The 15,071-nt window shown below is 61.8% G+C and carries 13 protein-coding genes; 11 read left to right on the top strand and 2 right to left on the bottom strand.

The genetic code is table 11. The features are described from left to right. Positions 1-5 precede the first annotated feature (5 nt). A complete protein-coding gene (locus tag AC1RBR_RS01950; protein ID WP_253150968.1) occupies positions 6-491 on the bottom strand; it encodes a GlcG/HbpS family heme-binding protein in 486 nt (161 codons plus the stop codon). Positions 492-627: 136 nt separating this feature from the next. On the opposite strand from AC1RBR_RS01950, the gene AC1RBR_RS01955 reads away from it, so the two are divergent. The 4 genes from AC1RBR_RS01955 (at position 628) to AC1RBR_RS01970 (ending at position 4,264) form a co-directional block, all read left to right on the top strand. Next, positions 628-1,308 carry a heavy metal response regulator transcription factor gene (locus AC1RBR_RS01955; RefSeq protein WP_095137860.1) on the top strand — a complete coding sequence of 227 codons (681 nt, stop codon included), beginning with the start codon at positions 628-630 and terminating at the stop codon, positions 1,306-1,308. Beyond that, positions 1,298-2,686, top strand: coding sequence for a heavy metal sensor histidine kinase (locus AC1RBR_RS01960; protein ID WP_492562730.1), 1,389 nt, complete (start codon positions 1,298-1,300; stop codon positions 2,684-2,686). Before AC1RBR_RS01955 ends, AC1RBR_RS01960 begins: the two co-directional genes overlap by 11 nt. Before the next feature lie 113 nt (positions 2,687-2,799). Next, positions 2,800-3,048 carry a helix-turn-helix domain-containing protein gene (locus AC1RBR_RS01965; RefSeq protein WP_095137862.1) on the top strand — a complete coding sequence of 83 codons (249 nt, stop codon included), beginning with the start codon at positions 2,800-2,802 and terminating at the stop codon, positions 3,046-3,048. After that, positions 3,041-4,264, top strand: coding sequence for a type II toxin-antitoxin system HipA family toxin (locus AC1RBR_RS01970; RefSeq protein WP_492562732.1), 1,224 nt, complete (start codon positions 3,041-3,043; stop codon positions 4,262-4,264). The genes AC1RBR_RS01965 and AC1RBR_RS01970 overlap by 8 nt, the downstream gene beginning before the upstream one ends. 3 nt (positions 4,265-4,267) lie before the next feature. On the opposite strand, the gene AC1RBR_RS01975 is transcribed toward AC1RBR_RS01970, so the two are convergent. Beyond that, entirely contained in the window at positions 4,268-5,272 is a 1,005-nt protein-coding gene (locus AC1RBR_RS01975; protein ID WP_492562734.1) for an AraC family transcriptional regulator, read from the bottom strand. A gap of 100 nt (positions 5,273-5,372) precedes the next feature. On the opposite strand from AC1RBR_RS01975, the gene AC1RBR_RS01980 reads away from it, so the two are divergent. The 7 genes from AC1RBR_RS01980 to mdoH all read left to right on the top strand — a co-directional run bounded on the left by AC1RBR_RS01980 (position 5,373) and on the right by mdoH (position 14,868). Then, the gene (locus AC1RBR_RS01980) at positions 5,373-6,446 is read left to right on the top strand and encodes a fatty acid desaturase (RefSeq protein WP_492562735.1); all 1,074 of its coding nucleotides are present in this window, start codon (positions 5,373-5,375) and stop codon (positions 6,444-6,446) included. 113 nt (positions 6,447-6,559) lie between these two features. Then, positions 6,560-7,765 carry an imidazolonepropionase gene (gene hutI, locus AC1RBR_RS01985; protein ID WP_492562736.1) on the top strand — a complete coding sequence of 402 codons (1,206 nt, stop codon included), beginning with the start codon at positions 6,560-6,562 and terminating at the stop codon, positions 7,763-7,765. A gap of 10 nt (positions 7,766-7,775) precedes the next feature. Next, positions 7,776-8,579, top strand: coding sequence for an N-formylglutamate deformylase (hutG, locus tag AC1RBR_RS01990; protein ID WP_492562738.1), 804 nt, complete (start codon positions 7,776-7,778; stop codon positions 8,577-8,579). 228 nt (positions 8,580-8,807) lie between these two features. Further along, a complete protein-coding gene (pip, locus tag AC1RBR_RS01995; protein ID WP_003220824.1) occupies positions 8,808-9,779 on the top strand; it encodes a prolyl aminopeptidase in 972 nt (323 codons plus the stop codon). Continuing rightward, a complete protein-coding gene (gene dtd, locus AC1RBR_RS02000; protein WP_003220826.1) occupies positions 9,776-10,213 on the top strand; it encodes a D-aminoacyl-tRNA deacylase in 438 nt (145 codons plus the stop codon). The genes pip and dtd overlap by 4 nt, the downstream gene beginning before the upstream one ends. Before the next feature lie 307 nt (positions 10,214-10,520). Continuing rightward, positions 10,521-12,305 carry a glucan biosynthesis protein G gene (locus tag AC1RBR_RS02005; protein ID WP_166496377.1) on the top strand — a complete coding sequence of 595 codons (1,785 nt, stop codon included), beginning with the start codon at positions 10,521-10,523 and terminating at the stop codon, positions 12,303-12,305. Further along, on the top strand, positions 12,298-14,868 hold the full coding sequence (gene mdoH, locus AC1RBR_RS02010; RefSeq protein ID WP_492562741.1) for a glucans biosynthesis glucosyltransferase MdoH: 2,571 nt from the start codon (positions 12,298-12,300) through the stop codon (positions 14,866-14,868). Before AC1RBR_RS02005 ends, mdoH begins: the two co-directional genes overlap by 8 nt. Positions 14,869-15,071: the final 203 nt, after the last annotated feature.

Consider the following 15,071-nt stretch of genomic DNA (forward strand, 5'->3'; position numbering starts at 1 on the left):
TCTCCTTAGTGGGAACGGGTAATGGTGAGGCCGGCCTTTTCGGCGGCCTTGATGGCACAGTTTTCGTCCTGCTCGCCGCCGCCGGATCCGGCCACGCCCATGGCGCCGACCAGTTCATCAGCGGCGAACAACGGAATCCCGCCGCCGAGCAACAGCAGCTCATCGAGGGTGTTGAGGTTGGCGGTCTCCGGATTACTGCGGGCGCGCTCGGCGAACAGCCGGGTCGGGGTTTTCGTCGACAGCGCGGTGTAGGCCTTGCGCTGGCTGGCAGCGGTGTTGTGCGGGCCGATGCCGTCGCCGCGCAGGGTCACCAGCGTGTTGCCGCCCCGGTCGAGCACCGATACCGTGGCGGTGCAATTGCTCAGTGCGGTGTCGGCCAGCAGGCGTGCGGTTTTCAGGTCGAGGTCAGCGTGGCGCGGCAATTCAGGGGCTGCGAAAACGCTGGCGCTGAGACCCAGGGCGAGGCTGGCTGCAAGGTATTTGACGGTCATGAACAGGCTCCGAAAGCGAAGGACATCACCTTAGCCGCCGCTCTTCGTCAGAACCCCGTCAGTCGGATTACAAGTTTGTAATGGGCAACGCCGCCGAAGGCGCCTAGCCTGTGTGCTTGATCAATTGAGGTGTGCCATGCGTTTGCTGGTCGTAGAAGATGAAGCCAAAACCGCGAATTTCCTGGCCAAGGGCCTGGGCGAATCGGGATTTGCCGTGGACGTGGCGCTCAATGGCCTCGACGGGCGCTATTTCGTCGAGCAGCAGGAATACGACCTGATCATCCTCGACGTGATGCTGCCGGGCCTCAATGGCTGGCAACTGCTGCAACTGATCCGCCAGCGCGGCGCCACCCCGGTGCTGTTCCTGACCGCCAAGGACGCCATCGAAGACCGCGTGCGCGGCCTCGAACTGGGCGCCGATGATTACCTGCTCAAACCCTTCGCCTTCGCCGAATTGCTCGCGCGAGTGCGCACCCTGCTGCGCCGCGGGCCGCTGCGCGAGGCCGAGTCCTACAGCATCGCCGATCTGGAAATCGACGTGCTGCGGCGTCGGGTCAGTCGCGGCGGCCAGCGCATTGCCCTGACCAACAAGGAATTTGCCCTGCTGCAATTGCTCGCCAGTCGTCAGGGTGAAGTGTTGTCACGCACGCTGATCGCCTCGCAGGTGTGGAACCTGAATTTCGACAGCGACACCAACATGGTCGAAGTCGCGGTGCGCCGCCTGCGGGCGAAAGTCGATGACCCGTACATGCCGAAACTGATCCACACCGTGCGCGGGGTCGGCTATCAGCTGGAGGCGCCCGACGATGCGGTCTAGGTCGATCGCCTGGCGTCTGGCGCTGGCGTTCGCCTTGGTCTGCGCGTTGGTGCTCAGTGCGATTGGCGTGTTTCTCTACCGTTCGCTCGCCTCTGAGATCGCCTATCGGGATGATCTGGCGTTGCTTGGCCGCCTGGAGCAGGTGCGCGCCTTACTTGCCGACAGCGACAGCCTCGGCGCCTTGCAGGCGCGGCCACGGCTGTACCAGAACATGCTCGGTAACCTCGACAGCCTGTTGCTGGTGCGGCGTGCCGATGGCTCGAACGTGATCGCGATCAACCCTCGTCAGCGCGAGCTGCCGCCATTGAACGCGATCCCCCGCGAGCAGACGCCGCAGCGTCGCGACGTGCTGACCTGGCAGGCGCCGGACGGTGCCGAGCTGGCGCTGTTGTCCGGTGACGCCCAAGGGCCGAACGGCGAACCGCTGACGGTGGTTGCCGGCAAGGTACTCACTGAGCGTGAGCAGATGCTCGGCAGTTATCGCTTGCGTCTCTATCTGGCGGTCGGGCTCGGCGCGTTGCTCGCGTTCGCGCTGGGACTGGTCCTGCTGCGCCGTGGTCTGCAACCGTTGCGCCAGTTAAGCGCGGCGGTGCGCGGCATTGATCTGCGCAGCCTCGACCAGCGTCTGCCCGCCGGCGGCACCCCCGCCGAACTGCTCGAACCGGTGCAGGCGCTCAACGGCATGCTCGCGCGGCTGGACGACAGCGTGCAGCGGCTGTCGCAGTTTTCTGCCGATCTGGCCCACGAGATCCGCACCCCGCTGCACACGTTGCTCGCCAGCAACGGCCAGGCGCTGAACCACCCGCGCAGCACGGCGGAGTATCAAGAGTTGTTGGCGTCGAACATGGAAGAATTCGAACGCCTCAAACGCATGGCCGAGAACCTGATGTTCCTCGCCCGCGCCGAACAGGCGGAACGCGCGCTCGACTTGCAAACGCTGGATCTGCACAGCGTCGGCAGCGAGTTATGCGATTACTTCGAAGCCTTGGCCGATGACCGCCAGTTGCGCCTGGAAAACCAGTTGCACGGCGAACTGCTGGCCGACCAGCAACTGCTGCAACGCGCCCTCGGTAATCTTCTGGCCAACGCGGTGCGCCACGCCGATGAAGGATCGCTGATCAGCCTGCGTCGCCACGATGAGCCGGGCGTGTGCTGGTTACAGGTACACAACCACGGCCCGGTGATCGCGCCAGAACATCTGGGCAAACTGTTCGACCGCTTCTATCGCGTCGACCCTTCACGGGCGCAACCTGGGGATTCCGGTGGGCTGGGGCTGGCGATTGTGCAGTCGATCATGCAATTGCATGGTGGGCGGGTGGCGGTGAGCAGTGATGCCAGTGGCACAGTGTTCGAGTTGGGGTTTGTCCTGAGCCAATGATGCGCCGTGCAAGTACTCTGAAACTCAGCTAGAGTGTGGCGATTAGTGCATCGCATGTGATGCATTTTGTTTATTTATCTATAAATGCATCGTAAATAGTGCAGGTTTGCGCAATGGAACAGATCGGCGAACTGATCAGAAGCTTGCGCAAGGCGCGCAAACTCTCCCAGCAGGCACTGGCTCAACAATATGGCATGAGCCGCGCCACTATCTCGGGGATCGAAAACAATACGGTTTCCGAAATCGGACTGCGCAAGGTTGAGGCAATTCTTAATGGCTTCGGTTACGAGCTGGTTGCCGTTCCCCGCCAGTCCAATCGCCCAACTCTCGACACTCTGCAAAAAGTGAATTTCCATGACTGAAACGCCGGACAGGTTGCAAATCCGTGTGGGTGAACAGGTGGTCGGGACGCTGGGGCGCGGGCAAGTTCGCGACGACAGCGTGTTCAGTTACCGCGAAGACGCCAGCGCGGACAATGCGGTATCGCTGACGATGCCCACTCGCCTGGACAGCTATGGCTGGGAACATGGCATTCACCCCGTCTTCGAGATGAACTTGCCCGAAGGCGCGCTGCGTGAGGAATTGATGCGGCGCTTCAGTAAAACAGTGCGTGGCTTCGATGATTTTGCTTTGTTGGCTATCGTCGGCCCCCATCAGCTCGGCCGTCTGGCAATTGCCAGCGCACCGGCGACTGATCAGCCTCCGGCAACATCCCTCAGCGATCTGCTGGTACACGATGGTGCTCAGGGGCTGTTCGAAGATCTGTTACAGACCTACGGTCAGTATTCCGGAGTGTCAGGCGTGCAGCCCAAAGTGCTGGTGCGTGACAGCGCTGCCGCGATTGATCGCCTGACTCATCGGGGGGCGACTCATCTGGTCAAGGCCTTTCGCGCCGAAGAGTATCCGCAGCTGGCAACCAATGAATATTTCTGTATGCGAGCGGCGCAGCACTGCGGTCTCGAAGTGCCAAAATTCGAGCTCAGCGAGCACGGCAAATTTCTGGTGATCGAGCGTTTTGACCTGAGCGATTCGGGGTACCTCGGGTTCGAAGATTTCTGTGTACTGAACGGGTGGCCGTCGAAGGCCAAATATGACGGTTCCTATGAGGGTGCCGCACGGCAGATCAAGGCATTCGTTTCGCCGCAGTTGCTGGGCTCTGCGCTGGAAGCGTTTTTCAAGATTGTCGCGTTGTCTGCGGGGCTGAAAAACGGTAATGCGCATCTGAAGAATTTCGGCGTGCTTTATGAAAATTGTGCAGAGCACTCATCCGTCAGGCTCGCGCCGGCTTACGACATCATCACGACTTCGGTTTATATCCGGAGCGACAGCATGGCGCTGCTGCTGGGCGGCTCGAAAGCCTGGCCCAAGTACAAGATGCTGGTGCGATTCGGTCGTACGGCATGCAACCTGACAGAGGCGCGTTGCAGCGAATTACTGCAACAAGTGGCTCATGGCATGCAGATGGCGATGAAGGAAATGGCCGAATACAGTCGCAAGCATCCCGGGTTTGCCGAAGTGGGCGAGGCGATGATCGAACAGTGGACATCCGGCCTGCAACGCAGCTTGGTCAAGGGCTGATGTTCAGCGCAACTGATCGCGAAACTGCCCCGGCGTCATCCCGGTCCAGCGCTTGAACGCGCGGCTGAAGCTGCTGGTGTCGGCAAACCCCAGCAGATAACTGACTTCACTCAACGAACACTGCGGGTCGCGCAGGTGCAGCAGCGCGAGGTTTTCGCGGCTTTCGTTGAGCAGCGTGTCGAAGCGACAGCCCTCATCCGCCAGATGCCGTTGCAGGCTGCGCAGGCTCAGGTGCAAGGCCTGGGCGATGCGTTCGGCGCTGGGTTCGCCTTCGGGCAGTTGTTCTTCGATGGCGTCGCGCACCTTGCGCTCCCAGGTCAGCGGTTGGAGCTGGGCCAGGGTGCGCTTGAGCACGGTTTCGTTGTGTTCGGCCAGTTCCGGGTTGGCGTCGTCGAGGTGGCTGTCGAAGTCGGCGAGGGCGAATTCCAGGCGATCTTCGGCGCAGGAAAAATGCACCGGAGCGCGGAACACTTTGTGCCACTGATGCGCATCGGACGGTTCCGGGCGGCGCAGGTACACCGCCAGCGGCGCGTAGTCGCGACCGAGGCGATTACGGCAGGTGCGTACGTAGATCGCGGCAAACGCGTCGATGGCTTCGAAGGCCGGCGCCGGATTGCCTGACGGAATTTTCAGGCGAAACAGATAGCGGTCATCGCTGCGGCTCAGCTCCAGTTCCAGCGCATCGCTGACCACCGGGTGATAACGCACGATGCGCTCGAACACCTCACGCAGGCTGCCGCTGGCCACCAGCGCGTAACCGAGCGCATGGAACGTGGTCGGGCTGACGAAGCGCGACACTCGCAGACCGATCGCCGGATCCCCGCTGAACTGCACCGCCAGTTGCCACAGGCGCGTGGTGCCGGACAACGGATAGCGCGCATTCGGGTCGTCCATCAACTGCGGATCGAGCCCGGCCTGTTGACACAGGCCGATACTGTCCAGCCCCAGCGCATCGAGTTGCTTGCGCAAGGCACGGGTCCAGCTGGCGAGCGAGGTCGGTTCCTTCATGCTGATTGGCGCTTCCGGTCAACAGGTTGGCGTTCTCGGCTACCGCGATACAGGGCCTGACGAGGCACGATGCGAACATCCATAAACAGAGGATGGAAGCATGGACGGTACTTCTGCAAGTCCCCAACGACACAATGCGGCTCAGCGATCAGCGCATATTCGTGAAGTGGTGCTGGCCAAGGGCGTCGAGTTGCGTCAGCGCTACCCGATTTTGCGGCATCAGGATGCCCTCGGCGCGGGCATTCTGGCCTTCGCCCTGGCCGGGATGATCGGCTCGGCGGCGCTGTACATCACTGGCCATATGGCGTGGTGGGTGTGCCTGCTGCTGAATGCGTTTTTCGCCTCCTTGACCCATGAGCTGGAACACGACCTGATCCACAGCATGTATTTCCGCAAACAACGGCTGCCGCACAACCTGATGATGGGCCTGGTGTGGCTGGCGCGGCCGAGCACGATCAATCCGTGGATCCGCCGCCACCTGCACCTCAATCACCACAAGGTCTCCGGTACCGAAACCGACATGGAGGAGCGGGCGATCACCAATGGCGAGCCATGGGGATTTGCGCGGCTGCTGATGGTCGGCGACAACGTGATGTCGGCGTTCATCCGCATGTTGCGGGCCAAGACCTGGGCGCACAAAATCAACCTCATCAAACGCACGCTGAAGGTCTATGCGCCACTGGCTCTGGTGCATTGGGGGGCGTGGTACGTGTTTCTCGGCTTCCATGCGGCGAATGGCATTGCCTACCTCATGGGTTCGCCGATTGAATGGTCGGCGACCACGCTGTCGGTGATGCAGGTGATCGACATCGCGGCAGTGGTGATCATCGGCCCGAACGTGCTGCGCACCTTTTGCCTGCACTTCATCAGCTCGAACATGCATTACTACGGCGACATCGAGGCGGGCAATGTGCTGCAGCAATGCCAGGTGTTGAACCCTTGGTGGTTGTGGCCGTTGCAGGCGTTCTGCTTCAACTTCGGCAGCAGCCACGGGATTCACCATTTTGTGGTGAAGGAGCCGTTTTACATCCGGCAGATGACCGTGCCGGTGGCACATAAGGTGATGCGCGAGATGGGCGTGCGGTTCAATGATTTCGGCACGTTTGGGCGGGCTAACCGGTTTGTTCGTCAGGATGAGCTGGTAGCGGAGGAGGCGCGTACGGCTCGGGCTTGACAGGTGAGTTCCCGGGCCTCTTCGCGAGCAAGCCCGCTCCCACAGGGGAACGCATTTCAACTGTGGGAGCGGGCTTGCTCGCGAATCGATTTTGAACAAGACGAGGACTTGGGATGAAAACCCTCTGGCAACACTGCCACGTCGCAACCATGGCGCAGGGCGTCTACTCGATCATCGAGGATGCGGCCATTGTGACGTCCGGTGCGCACATCGAGTGGATCGGTCCGCGCAATCTGCTGCCGTCCGGTGAATACCCGGCGGTCAATGATCTGCAAGGCGCGTGGGTGACCCCGGGCCTGATCGACTGCCACACCCACACGGTGTTCGGCGGCAACCGCAGCGGCGAATTCGAGAAGCGTCTGCAAGGTGTCAGCTACGCCGAGATCGCGGCGCAGGGCGGCGGCATTGCCAGCACTGTGCGCGCCACCCGTGAAGCGAGCGAAGATGAGCTGTTCGCCAGCGCCGCCAAGCGTCTGAAAAGCCTGATGCGCGACGGCGTGACCACGGTCGAGATGAAGTCCGGCTACGGTCTGGACCTGGCCAGCGAACGCAAGATCCTGCGGGTCATCCGTCGCCTGGCCAAGGCGCTGCCGATCAGCGTGCGCAGCACCTGCCTCGCCGCCCACGCGCTGCCGCCGGAGTACAAGGATCGCGCTGACGACTACATCGAGCACATCTGCGCCGAGATGCTCCCGGCATTGGCGGCCGAAGGGCTGGTGGATGCGGTGGATGCGTTCTGCGAGTACCTGGCGTTCTCGCCGGAGCAGGTCGAGCGGGTGTTCATCACCGCACAGAAACTCGGTCTGCCGGTGAAGCTGCACGCCGAGCAATTGTCGTCGCTGCACGGCTCCAGTCTGGCCGCGCGGTATCACGCGTTGTCCGCCGATCATCTGGAGTTCATGGACGAAGACGACGCCATCGCCATGGCCAAATCCGACACCGTCGCCGTGCTGCTGCCGGGGGCATTCTACTTCCTGCGCGAAACCCAGCTGCCGCCGATGGACGCCCTGCGCAAACACAAGGTCAAGATCGCCATCGCCAGCGACCTCAACCCCGGCACCTCGCCGGCGCTGTCGCTGCGCCTGATGCTGAACATGGCCTGCACCTGTTTCCGCATGACCCCGGAAGAAGCCCTGGCCGGCGCGACCATTCATGCCGCGCAAGCGTTGGGGATGGCTGACACCCACGGTTCGCTGGAAATCGGCAAGGTCGCGGATTTCGTCGCCTGGCACATCGATCGTCCGGCGGATCTGGCCTATTGGCTCGGTGGTGATCTGGACAAACGCGTCGTGCGTCACGGCGTCGAATCAAGTCTGTAGGAGAGCGGTTGTGGATAAGGTTCTGAGTTTCAAACAAGGTCGCGTACCGCTGCTGATCAGCATGCCGCATGCCGGCGTGCGCCTGACGCCTGCGGTCGAAGCCGGGCTGATCGCCGACGCGCAAAGCCTGCCGGACACCGACTGGCACATTCCGCAGCTCTATGATTTCGCCGAGGAGTTGGGCGCCAGCACGTTGGCCGCCGAATACTCGCGGTTCGTCATCGACCTCAACCGTCCGTCCGATGACAAGCCGTTGTATGCCGGCGCCACAACCGGGCTGTACCCGGCGACGCTGTTCGATGGCATTCCGTTGTTCCGCGAAGGGCTGGAGCCCTCCAAAGCGGAGCGCGCGACCTATCTGGAACAGATCTGGACGCCGTACCACCGCACCCTCCAACAAGAACTGGCGCGGCTGAAGGCCGAGTTCGGCTATGCGCTGCTGTTCGACGCGCACTCGATCCGCTCGATCATCCCGCACCTGTTCGACGGCAAACTGCCGGATTTCAACCTCGGCACCTTCAACGGCGCCAGTTGCGATCCACAACTGGCGACGCAACTGGATGCCATTTGCGCCCGTCACGGCAACTTCAGCCACGTGCTCAACGGACGCTTCAAGGGCGGCCATATCACCCGCCATTACGGCAACCCGGCCGAGAACATCCACGCCGTGCAACTGGAGCTGTGCCAGAGCACCTACATGGAAGAGTTCGTACCGTTCCGCTACCGCGCCGACCTGGCGGAGCCGACGCGGGTGGTGCTCAAGGAGCTGCTGCAGGGCTATCTGGCCTGGGCAGAGTCTCACTACTCCGCATAACCCACTGTGGGAGCGGGCTTGCTCGCGAAGGCGGCGCGTCAGGCAACATATGCGTTGAATGACATAGCGCTTTCGCGAGCAAGCCCGCTCCCACAGGTTTTGTATGCAGCAGAAAAATTGTGACTGCGTACGGGCATGCTCATTGACGTAAATCGGGTTTATGATGCCGGACGGCAGAATAATAGAAAGTCCCCCCAGGGATGACCTCGACCCCTTACGGAGCACGCAATGCAGACATTGTTTCCGCAGATCAAACCCCATGCCCGGCACGATCTGGCTGTCGATGACACCCACACGCTGTACGTCGACGAAAGCGGTTCGCCGGAAGGCTTGCCAGTGGTGTTCATCCACGGCGGCCCGGGTGCCGGTTGTGACGCGCAGAGCCGTCGCTATTTCGACCCGAACCTGTATCGCATTGTCACCTTCGACCAGCGCGGCTGCGGACGCTCCACCCCGCACGCCAGCCTGGAAAACAACACCACCTGGGATCTGGTCGCCGACCTCGAGCGTATCCGCAAGCACTTGGGCATCGACAAATGGGTGCTGTTTGGCGGTTCGTGGGGCTCGACCCTGGCGCTGGCCTACGCGCAAACCCACCCGGAGCGCGTACATGGTCTGATCCTGCGTGGGATCTTTCTCTGCCGTCCGCAGGAAATCGAGTGGTTCTATCAGGCTGGTGCCAGCCGTCTGTTTCCTGATTACTGGCAGGACTACATCGCGCCGATTCCGCTGGACGAGCGCGACGATCTGCTCAGCGCCTTCCACAAGCGTCTGGTCGGTAACGATCAGATCGCGCAGATGCACGCGGCCAAAGCCTGGTCGACGTGGGAAGGGCGCACCGCGACCCTGCGGCCGAACCCGCTGGTGGTCGACCGTTTCTCCGAGCCGCAGCGTGCCCTGTCGATCGCGCGGATCGAGTGTCACTACTTCACCAACAACGCGTTCCTTGAGCCGAATCAGTTGATACGCGACATGGGCAAGATTGCCCATCTGCCAGGGGTGATCATTCACGGTCGCTACGACGTGATCTGCCCGCTGGACAACGCCTGGGAACTGCATCAGGCCTGGCCGAACAGCGAGCTGCAGGTGATTCGCGACGCCGGTCACGCGGCCTCCGAGCCGGGCATCACCGATGCGCTGGTGCGGGCCGCAAGCAATATGGCCCGTCGCCTGCTCGACCTGCCGCCCGAAGAAGCATGAAGGGGCTGTTACAGCGCGTGCGCGGTGCACGGGTCGAAGTCGCGGGAGAGATAGTCGGCGCGGTGGATCAGGGTTTGCTGGTGCTGGTGGCGGTCGAACCCGACGACACCCGTACCAGCGCCGACAAACTTCTGCATAAGCTGCTTAACTATCGGGTATTCAGTGACGCTGAGGGCAAGATGAATCTGTCCTTGGCGGATGTGGGCGGCGGGTTGCTGCTGGTCTCTCAGTTCACCCTCGCTGCCGACACCAAGAGCGGGCTGCGCCCGAGTTTCTCGACCGCGGCCCCTCCGGCATTGGGCGAGGAATTGTTCGACTATCTATTAAGCAAAGCGAAACAGATGCATGGCACTGTGGCATCAGGTAGATTCGGCGCGGATATGCAGGTGCACCTGGTCAACGATGGCCCGGTAACCTTCCTGTTACAGACATGAAAGCGCTTGAAACATCTTTTCAAGGGCTTTTCGACTGAAAACAGGCGTTTTTCGCGATAAATACTTTGTTACCCCTGATGCGTTGTCACGCGGGCTACTAGATAATCGCGCGCTATGGGGATCAGCGTTCGCTGTTCCATTTTTGACTTAGGTAGAGACTTGTCTGGATCCGATTGGGGAATCATTTTGCCCCAGCGGAGTCGGAACAATGCTCGCCAACCTGGCATATAGATAGCTGGCCGTTGGTTTTTTGATCTGTTTTCGGCGAGGGTTGCTCGTGATTGTTAGTCCCTGTAATGCAGCAAAAATGTCTGCCAAACGCATGCGAAGTGCCCTGGTAGCGGGTTCGGCGCTCCTGTGCCTGCTCAGCGCCGGCCAGCTTTGGGCGTTCAATCTTGACGATGTATCAGCCAAGGCTAAAGAGCTGGCCGGGCAGAAGTTCGAAGCCCCGCGCAGCAACCTGCCGAACGAATTCCGCGACATGAAGTTCGCGGATTATCAGAAAATCCGCTTCCTCACCGAAAAGGCTGAGTGGGCTGATCAGAAGACGCCGTTCAAGCTGTCCTTCTATCACCAGGGCATGCACTTCGACACGCCGGTGAAAATCAACGAAATCACGGCGAACACCGTCGAAGAGATCAAATACGATCCGACCCGCTTCGATTTCGGCGACCTCAAGTTCGATCCGAAGGCCACTGAACAACTGGGCTACGCCGGTTTCCGTGTGCTGTACCCGATCAACAAGGCCGACAAGCAAGACGAAATCATGACCATGCTCGGCGCGAGCTACTTCCGCGTCGTCGGCAAGGGGCACACTTACGGTCTGTCGGCCCGTGGTCTGGCGATCGACACCGCACTGCCGTCGGGCGAAGAATTCCCGCGTTTCCGCGAGTTCTGGATTCAGCAGCCGAAGCCGGGCGACAAGCATCTGGTGATCTTCGCCCTGCTTGATTCGCCGCGCGCCACTGGTGCCTACCGCCTGATCCTGCGTCCGGGCAGCGACACCATTGTCGACGTCAAGGCGCAGATGTTCCTGCGTGACAAAGTCGGCAAACTGGGCATCGCGCCGTTGACCAGCATGTTCCTGTTCGGCGCCAACCAGCCGTCGAAAGTCCTCAACTACCGTCGTGAACTGCACGACTCCAGCGGTCTGTCGATCCATGCCGGCAACGGCGAGTGGATCTGGCGTCCGCTGAACAATCCGAAACACCTGGCCGTGAGCAACTTCAGCGTCGAGAACCCGCGTGGTTTCGGTCTGCTGCAGCGTGGTCGCGACTTCAGCCACTACGAAGACCTCGACGACCGTTACGACAAGCGCCCAAGCGCCTGGATCGAGCCGAAGGGCGAGTGGGGCAAGGGTACCGTTGATCTGGTAGAGATTCCGACCGCTGACGAAACCAACGACAACATCGTTGCGTTCTGGAGCCCGGAAACCATGCCGGAGCCAGGCAAGCCGCTGGACTTCGCCTACCGCCTGCACTGGACCATGGACGAAGCAGCGCTTCACGCCCCCGACAGCGCCTGGGTCAAGCAGACCCTGCGTTCGACCGGTGACGTCAAGCAGTCGAACCTGATCCGTCAGCCGGATGGCAGCGTCGCCTACCTGGTCGACTTCGAAGGCCCGTCGTTGGCGGCTCTGGCCCCGGATGCCGACGTGCGCAGTCAGGTCAGCGTTGGCGACAACGCCGAACTGGTCGAGAACAGCGTGCGTTACAACCCGGAAACCAAGGGCTGGCGCCTGACCCTGCGGATGAAGATCAAGGACGCGAGCAAGTCCACCGAGATGCGTGCCGCCCTGGTTCAGCCAGTGGTCACCGCTGATCTGGCCAAGTCTTCGGTACCGGCGTCGAATTCGTCGGTGGCCAAGGCGGACAAGGTCGCGGCCAAGCAGCAAGAGAAGATCGAGAAGGAAGCCAAGGCAGCCGAGGCCAAACAGGCCGACGCCAAGCCAGCCGCAGATGCCAAGGACAAGGCCAACAAAGACGCCAAGCAGCCAACCGCTGCCAACGCGGCCCCAGCCACACCGGAATCGGCACCGACTGAAGAAGTCCTGACCGAGACCTGGAGCTATCAGTTGCCTGCCGATGAGTAACTCTCAAGTACAGCCAGAGACTCTGTCCGAGTATCTGGCGCATCTGCCGATGACCGACGAGCAGCGCGCGGAACTCGCGGGCTGCCAGTCCTTCAGCGAACTGCACCAGCGCCTGTCGTCGCCGACGTTCGACGCGCCTGCCGAAGCCGCCCAGGCTTCGGTGGGCAAGCGCCTGACCCTGAGCACCGCCGAGGAGCTGGAAGAGGCGGAAATGCTGGTGCTCGACGCCAGCGGTCGGGTCAGCATGAAGGCGACGCCGCCCATCCGTCGGACCAAAGTCGTGCCGGAGCCATGGCGCACCAATATTCTGGTGCGTGGCTGGCGCCGCCTGACCGGGCGCACCAACCCGCCACAGCCGCCGAAAGATGCGAACGTGTTGCCGGCCGCGCGCTGGCGCACTGTCGGTTCGATCCGCCGCTACATTCTGTTGCTGCTGATGCTCGGCCAGACCATCGTCGCCGGCTGGTACATGAAAGGCATCATGCCGTACCAGGGCTGGTCGTTCGTCGATCTGGAAGAAGTCCTGCATCAACCGCTGCTGCAAACCGCCACGCAAGTGCTGCCGTATGCGCTGCAAACCAGCATTCTGATCATGTTCGGGATTCTGTTCTGCTGGGTGTCGGCCGGTTTCTGGACCGCGCTGATGGGCTTCCTCGAATTGCTCACCGGCCACGATAAATACCGGATCTCCGGTAAAAGTGCCGGCAACGAGCCGATTCCGAAAGACGCCCGCACCGCACTGGTGATGCCGATCTGCAACGAAGACGTGTCTCGGGTGTTCGCCGGTCTGCGCGCGACCTTCGAGTCGGTCGCCGCTACCGGTGACCTGGACCGTTTCGACTTCTTCGTCCTCAGCGACAGTAACGACACCGACATCTGCGTTGCCGAGCAGCAGGCCTGGCTGGACGTCTGCCGCGAAGCCAAGGGTTTCGGCAAGATCTTCTATCGCCGCCGTCGCCGTCGCGTCAAACGCAAGAGCGGCAACCTCGACGACTTCTGCCGTCGCTGGGGCGGTGACTACAAGTACATGGTCGTGCTCGACGCCGACTCGGTGATGAGCGGCGAGTGCCTGACCAGTCTGGTGCGCCTGATGGAGGCCACGCCGGACGCCGGTATCATCCAGACTGCGCCGCGCGCTTCGGGCATGGACACGCTGTATGCACGCATGCAGCAGTTCGCCACTCGCGTGTACGGTCCGCTGTTCACCGCCGGCCTGCACTTCTGGCAGCTGGGTGAATCCCACTACTGGGGTCACAACGCGATCATCCGCATGAAGCCGTTCATCGACCACTGCGCCCTGGCGCCGTTGCCGGGCAAGGGTGCGTTCTCCGGTGCGATTCTCTCTCACGACTTCGTTGAAGCTGCGCTGATGCGCCGTGCCGGCTGGGGCGTGTGGATTGCCTACGATCTGCCGGGCAGCTACGAAGAACTGCCGCCGAACCTGCTCGACGAGCTCAAGCGTGACCGTCGCTGGTGCCACGGCAACCTGATGAACTTCCGTCTGTTTCTGGTCAAAGGTATGCACCCGGTGCACCGCGCGGTGTTCCTCACCGGCGTGATGTCGTATCTGTCGGCGCCGTTGTGGTTCTTCTTCCTGGTGCTGTCGACCGCGCTGCTGGCGGTGAACACACTGATGGAGCCGCAGTACTTCCTGGAACCGCGTCAGCTCTATCCGCTGTGGCCACAATGGCACCCGGACAAGGCGATCGCGCTGTTCTCGACCACCATCGTGCTGCTGTTCCTGCCGAAGCTTTTGAGCATCATCCTGATCTGGGCCAAGGGCGCGAAAGAGTTCGGCGGCAAGTTCAAGGTGACCCTGTCGATGCTGCTGGAGATGCTGTTCTCCATGCTGCTGGCGCCGGTGCGGATGATTTTCCACACCCGTTTCGTCCTCGCCGCGTTCCTCGGCTGGGCCGCGACCTGGAACTCGCCGCAGCGTGACGACGACTCCACGCCATGGAGCGAGGCGGTCAAGCGCCACGGTCCGCAGACCCTGCTGGGCTTCTGCTGGGCACTGCTGGTGATCTGGCTGAACCCGAGCTTCCTGTGGTGGTTGGTGCCGATCGTCGGTTCGCTGATGCTGTCGATTCCGGTATCGGTGATTTCCAGCCGTGTCGGTCTGGGCCTCAAATCCCGTGACGAGAGCCTGTTCCTCATCCCCGAGGAATACAATCCGCCACAGGCGCTGCTGGCGACCGACCAGTACACCCACGAAAACCGCTGGCATGCACTGAACGACGGCTTCATCCGCGCCGTGGTCGATCCGCAGCAAAACGCCCTGGCGTGCTCGCTGGCGACCTCGCGTCACGGTCAGGCCGAGCCGATCGAATGGCTGCGCCAGGAACGTGTGCGTCACGCGATCAAGGTCGGCCCGGCCGGGCTGAACAACCATGATCGCCTGCAACTGCTGAGCGATCCGGTGGCTCTTGCCCGTCTGCACGAGCAGGTGTGGGCTGAAGGCCACGCCGAGTGGCTGGACGCATGGCGGGCTTCGGTGAAAGCCGATCCCCACGCGCCGCTGCTGCCGCTCAAGCCGGTGAGCTTGCAGGCGCAACCGGCCTGATGAAGAAACCCCGCGAAAGCGGGGTTTTTTTTGCCTGCCGAAAAGCCCCTCACCCTAGCCCTCTCCCGGAGGGAGAGGGGACTGAATGAGTTGTTCTCTCGAAATACATCGACCTGACAGATCTCGGTCGAACTCAGATTTGAAATTTACAGAGATCGGCTCCCTTTCCCCCTCGCCCCCCTTGGGGGAGAGGGTTGGGGTGA

The sequence above is a fragment of the Pseudomonas sp. GW823-FHT01D03 genome (assembly GCF_058798255.1).

Bases quoted from the DNA above. Each gene is read 5' to 3' on its own strand.
- AC1RBR_RS01950 (WP_253150968.1), bottom strand. From the start codon at position 491: ATGACCGTCAAATACCTTGCAGCCAGCCTCGCCCTGGGTCTCAGCGCC.
- AC1RBR_RS01970 (WP_492562732.1), top strand. From the start codon at position 3,041: ATGACTGAAACGCCGGACAGGTTGCAAATCCGTGTGGGTGAACAGGTG.
- AC1RBR_RS01960 (WP_492562730.1), top strand. From the start codon at position 1,298: ATGCGGTCTAGGTCGATCGCCTGGCGTCTGGCGCTGGCGTTCGCCTTG.
- AC1RBR_RS01965 (WP_095137862.1), top strand. From the start codon at position 2,800: ATGGAACAGATCGGCGAACTGATCAGAAGCTTGCGCAAGGCGCGCAAA.
- pip (WP_003220824.1), top strand. From the start codon at position 8,808: ATGCAGACATTGTTTCCGCAGATCAAACCCCATGCCCGGCACGATCTG.
- hutI (WP_492562736.1), top strand. From the start codon at position 6,560: ATGAAAACCCTCTGGCAACACTGCCACGTCGCAACCATGGCGCAGGGC.
- AC1RBR_RS01975 (WP_492562734.1), bottom strand. From the start codon at position 5,272: ATGAAGGAACCGACCTCGCTCGCCAGCTGGACCCGTGCCTTGCGCAAG.
- AC1RBR_RS01955 (WP_095137860.1), top strand. From the start codon at position 628: ATGCGTTTGCTGGTCGTAGAAGATGAAGCCAAAACCGCGAATTTCCTG.
- AC1RBR_RS01980 (WP_492562735.1), top strand. From the start codon at position 5,373: ATGGACGGTACTTCTGCAAGTCCCCAACGACACAATGCGGCTCAGCGA.
- mdoH (WP_492562741.1), top strand. From the start codon at position 12,298: ATGAGTAACTCTCAAGTACAGCCAGAGACTCTGTCCGAGTATCTGGCG.
- dtd (WP_003220826.1), top strand. From the start codon at position 9,776: ATGAAGGGGCTGTTACAGCGCGTGCGCGGTGCACGGGTCGAAGTCGCG.
- AC1RBR_RS02005 (WP_166496377.1), top strand. From the start codon at position 10,521: ATGTCTGCCAAACGCATGCGAAGTGCCCTGGTAGCGGGTTCGGCGCTC.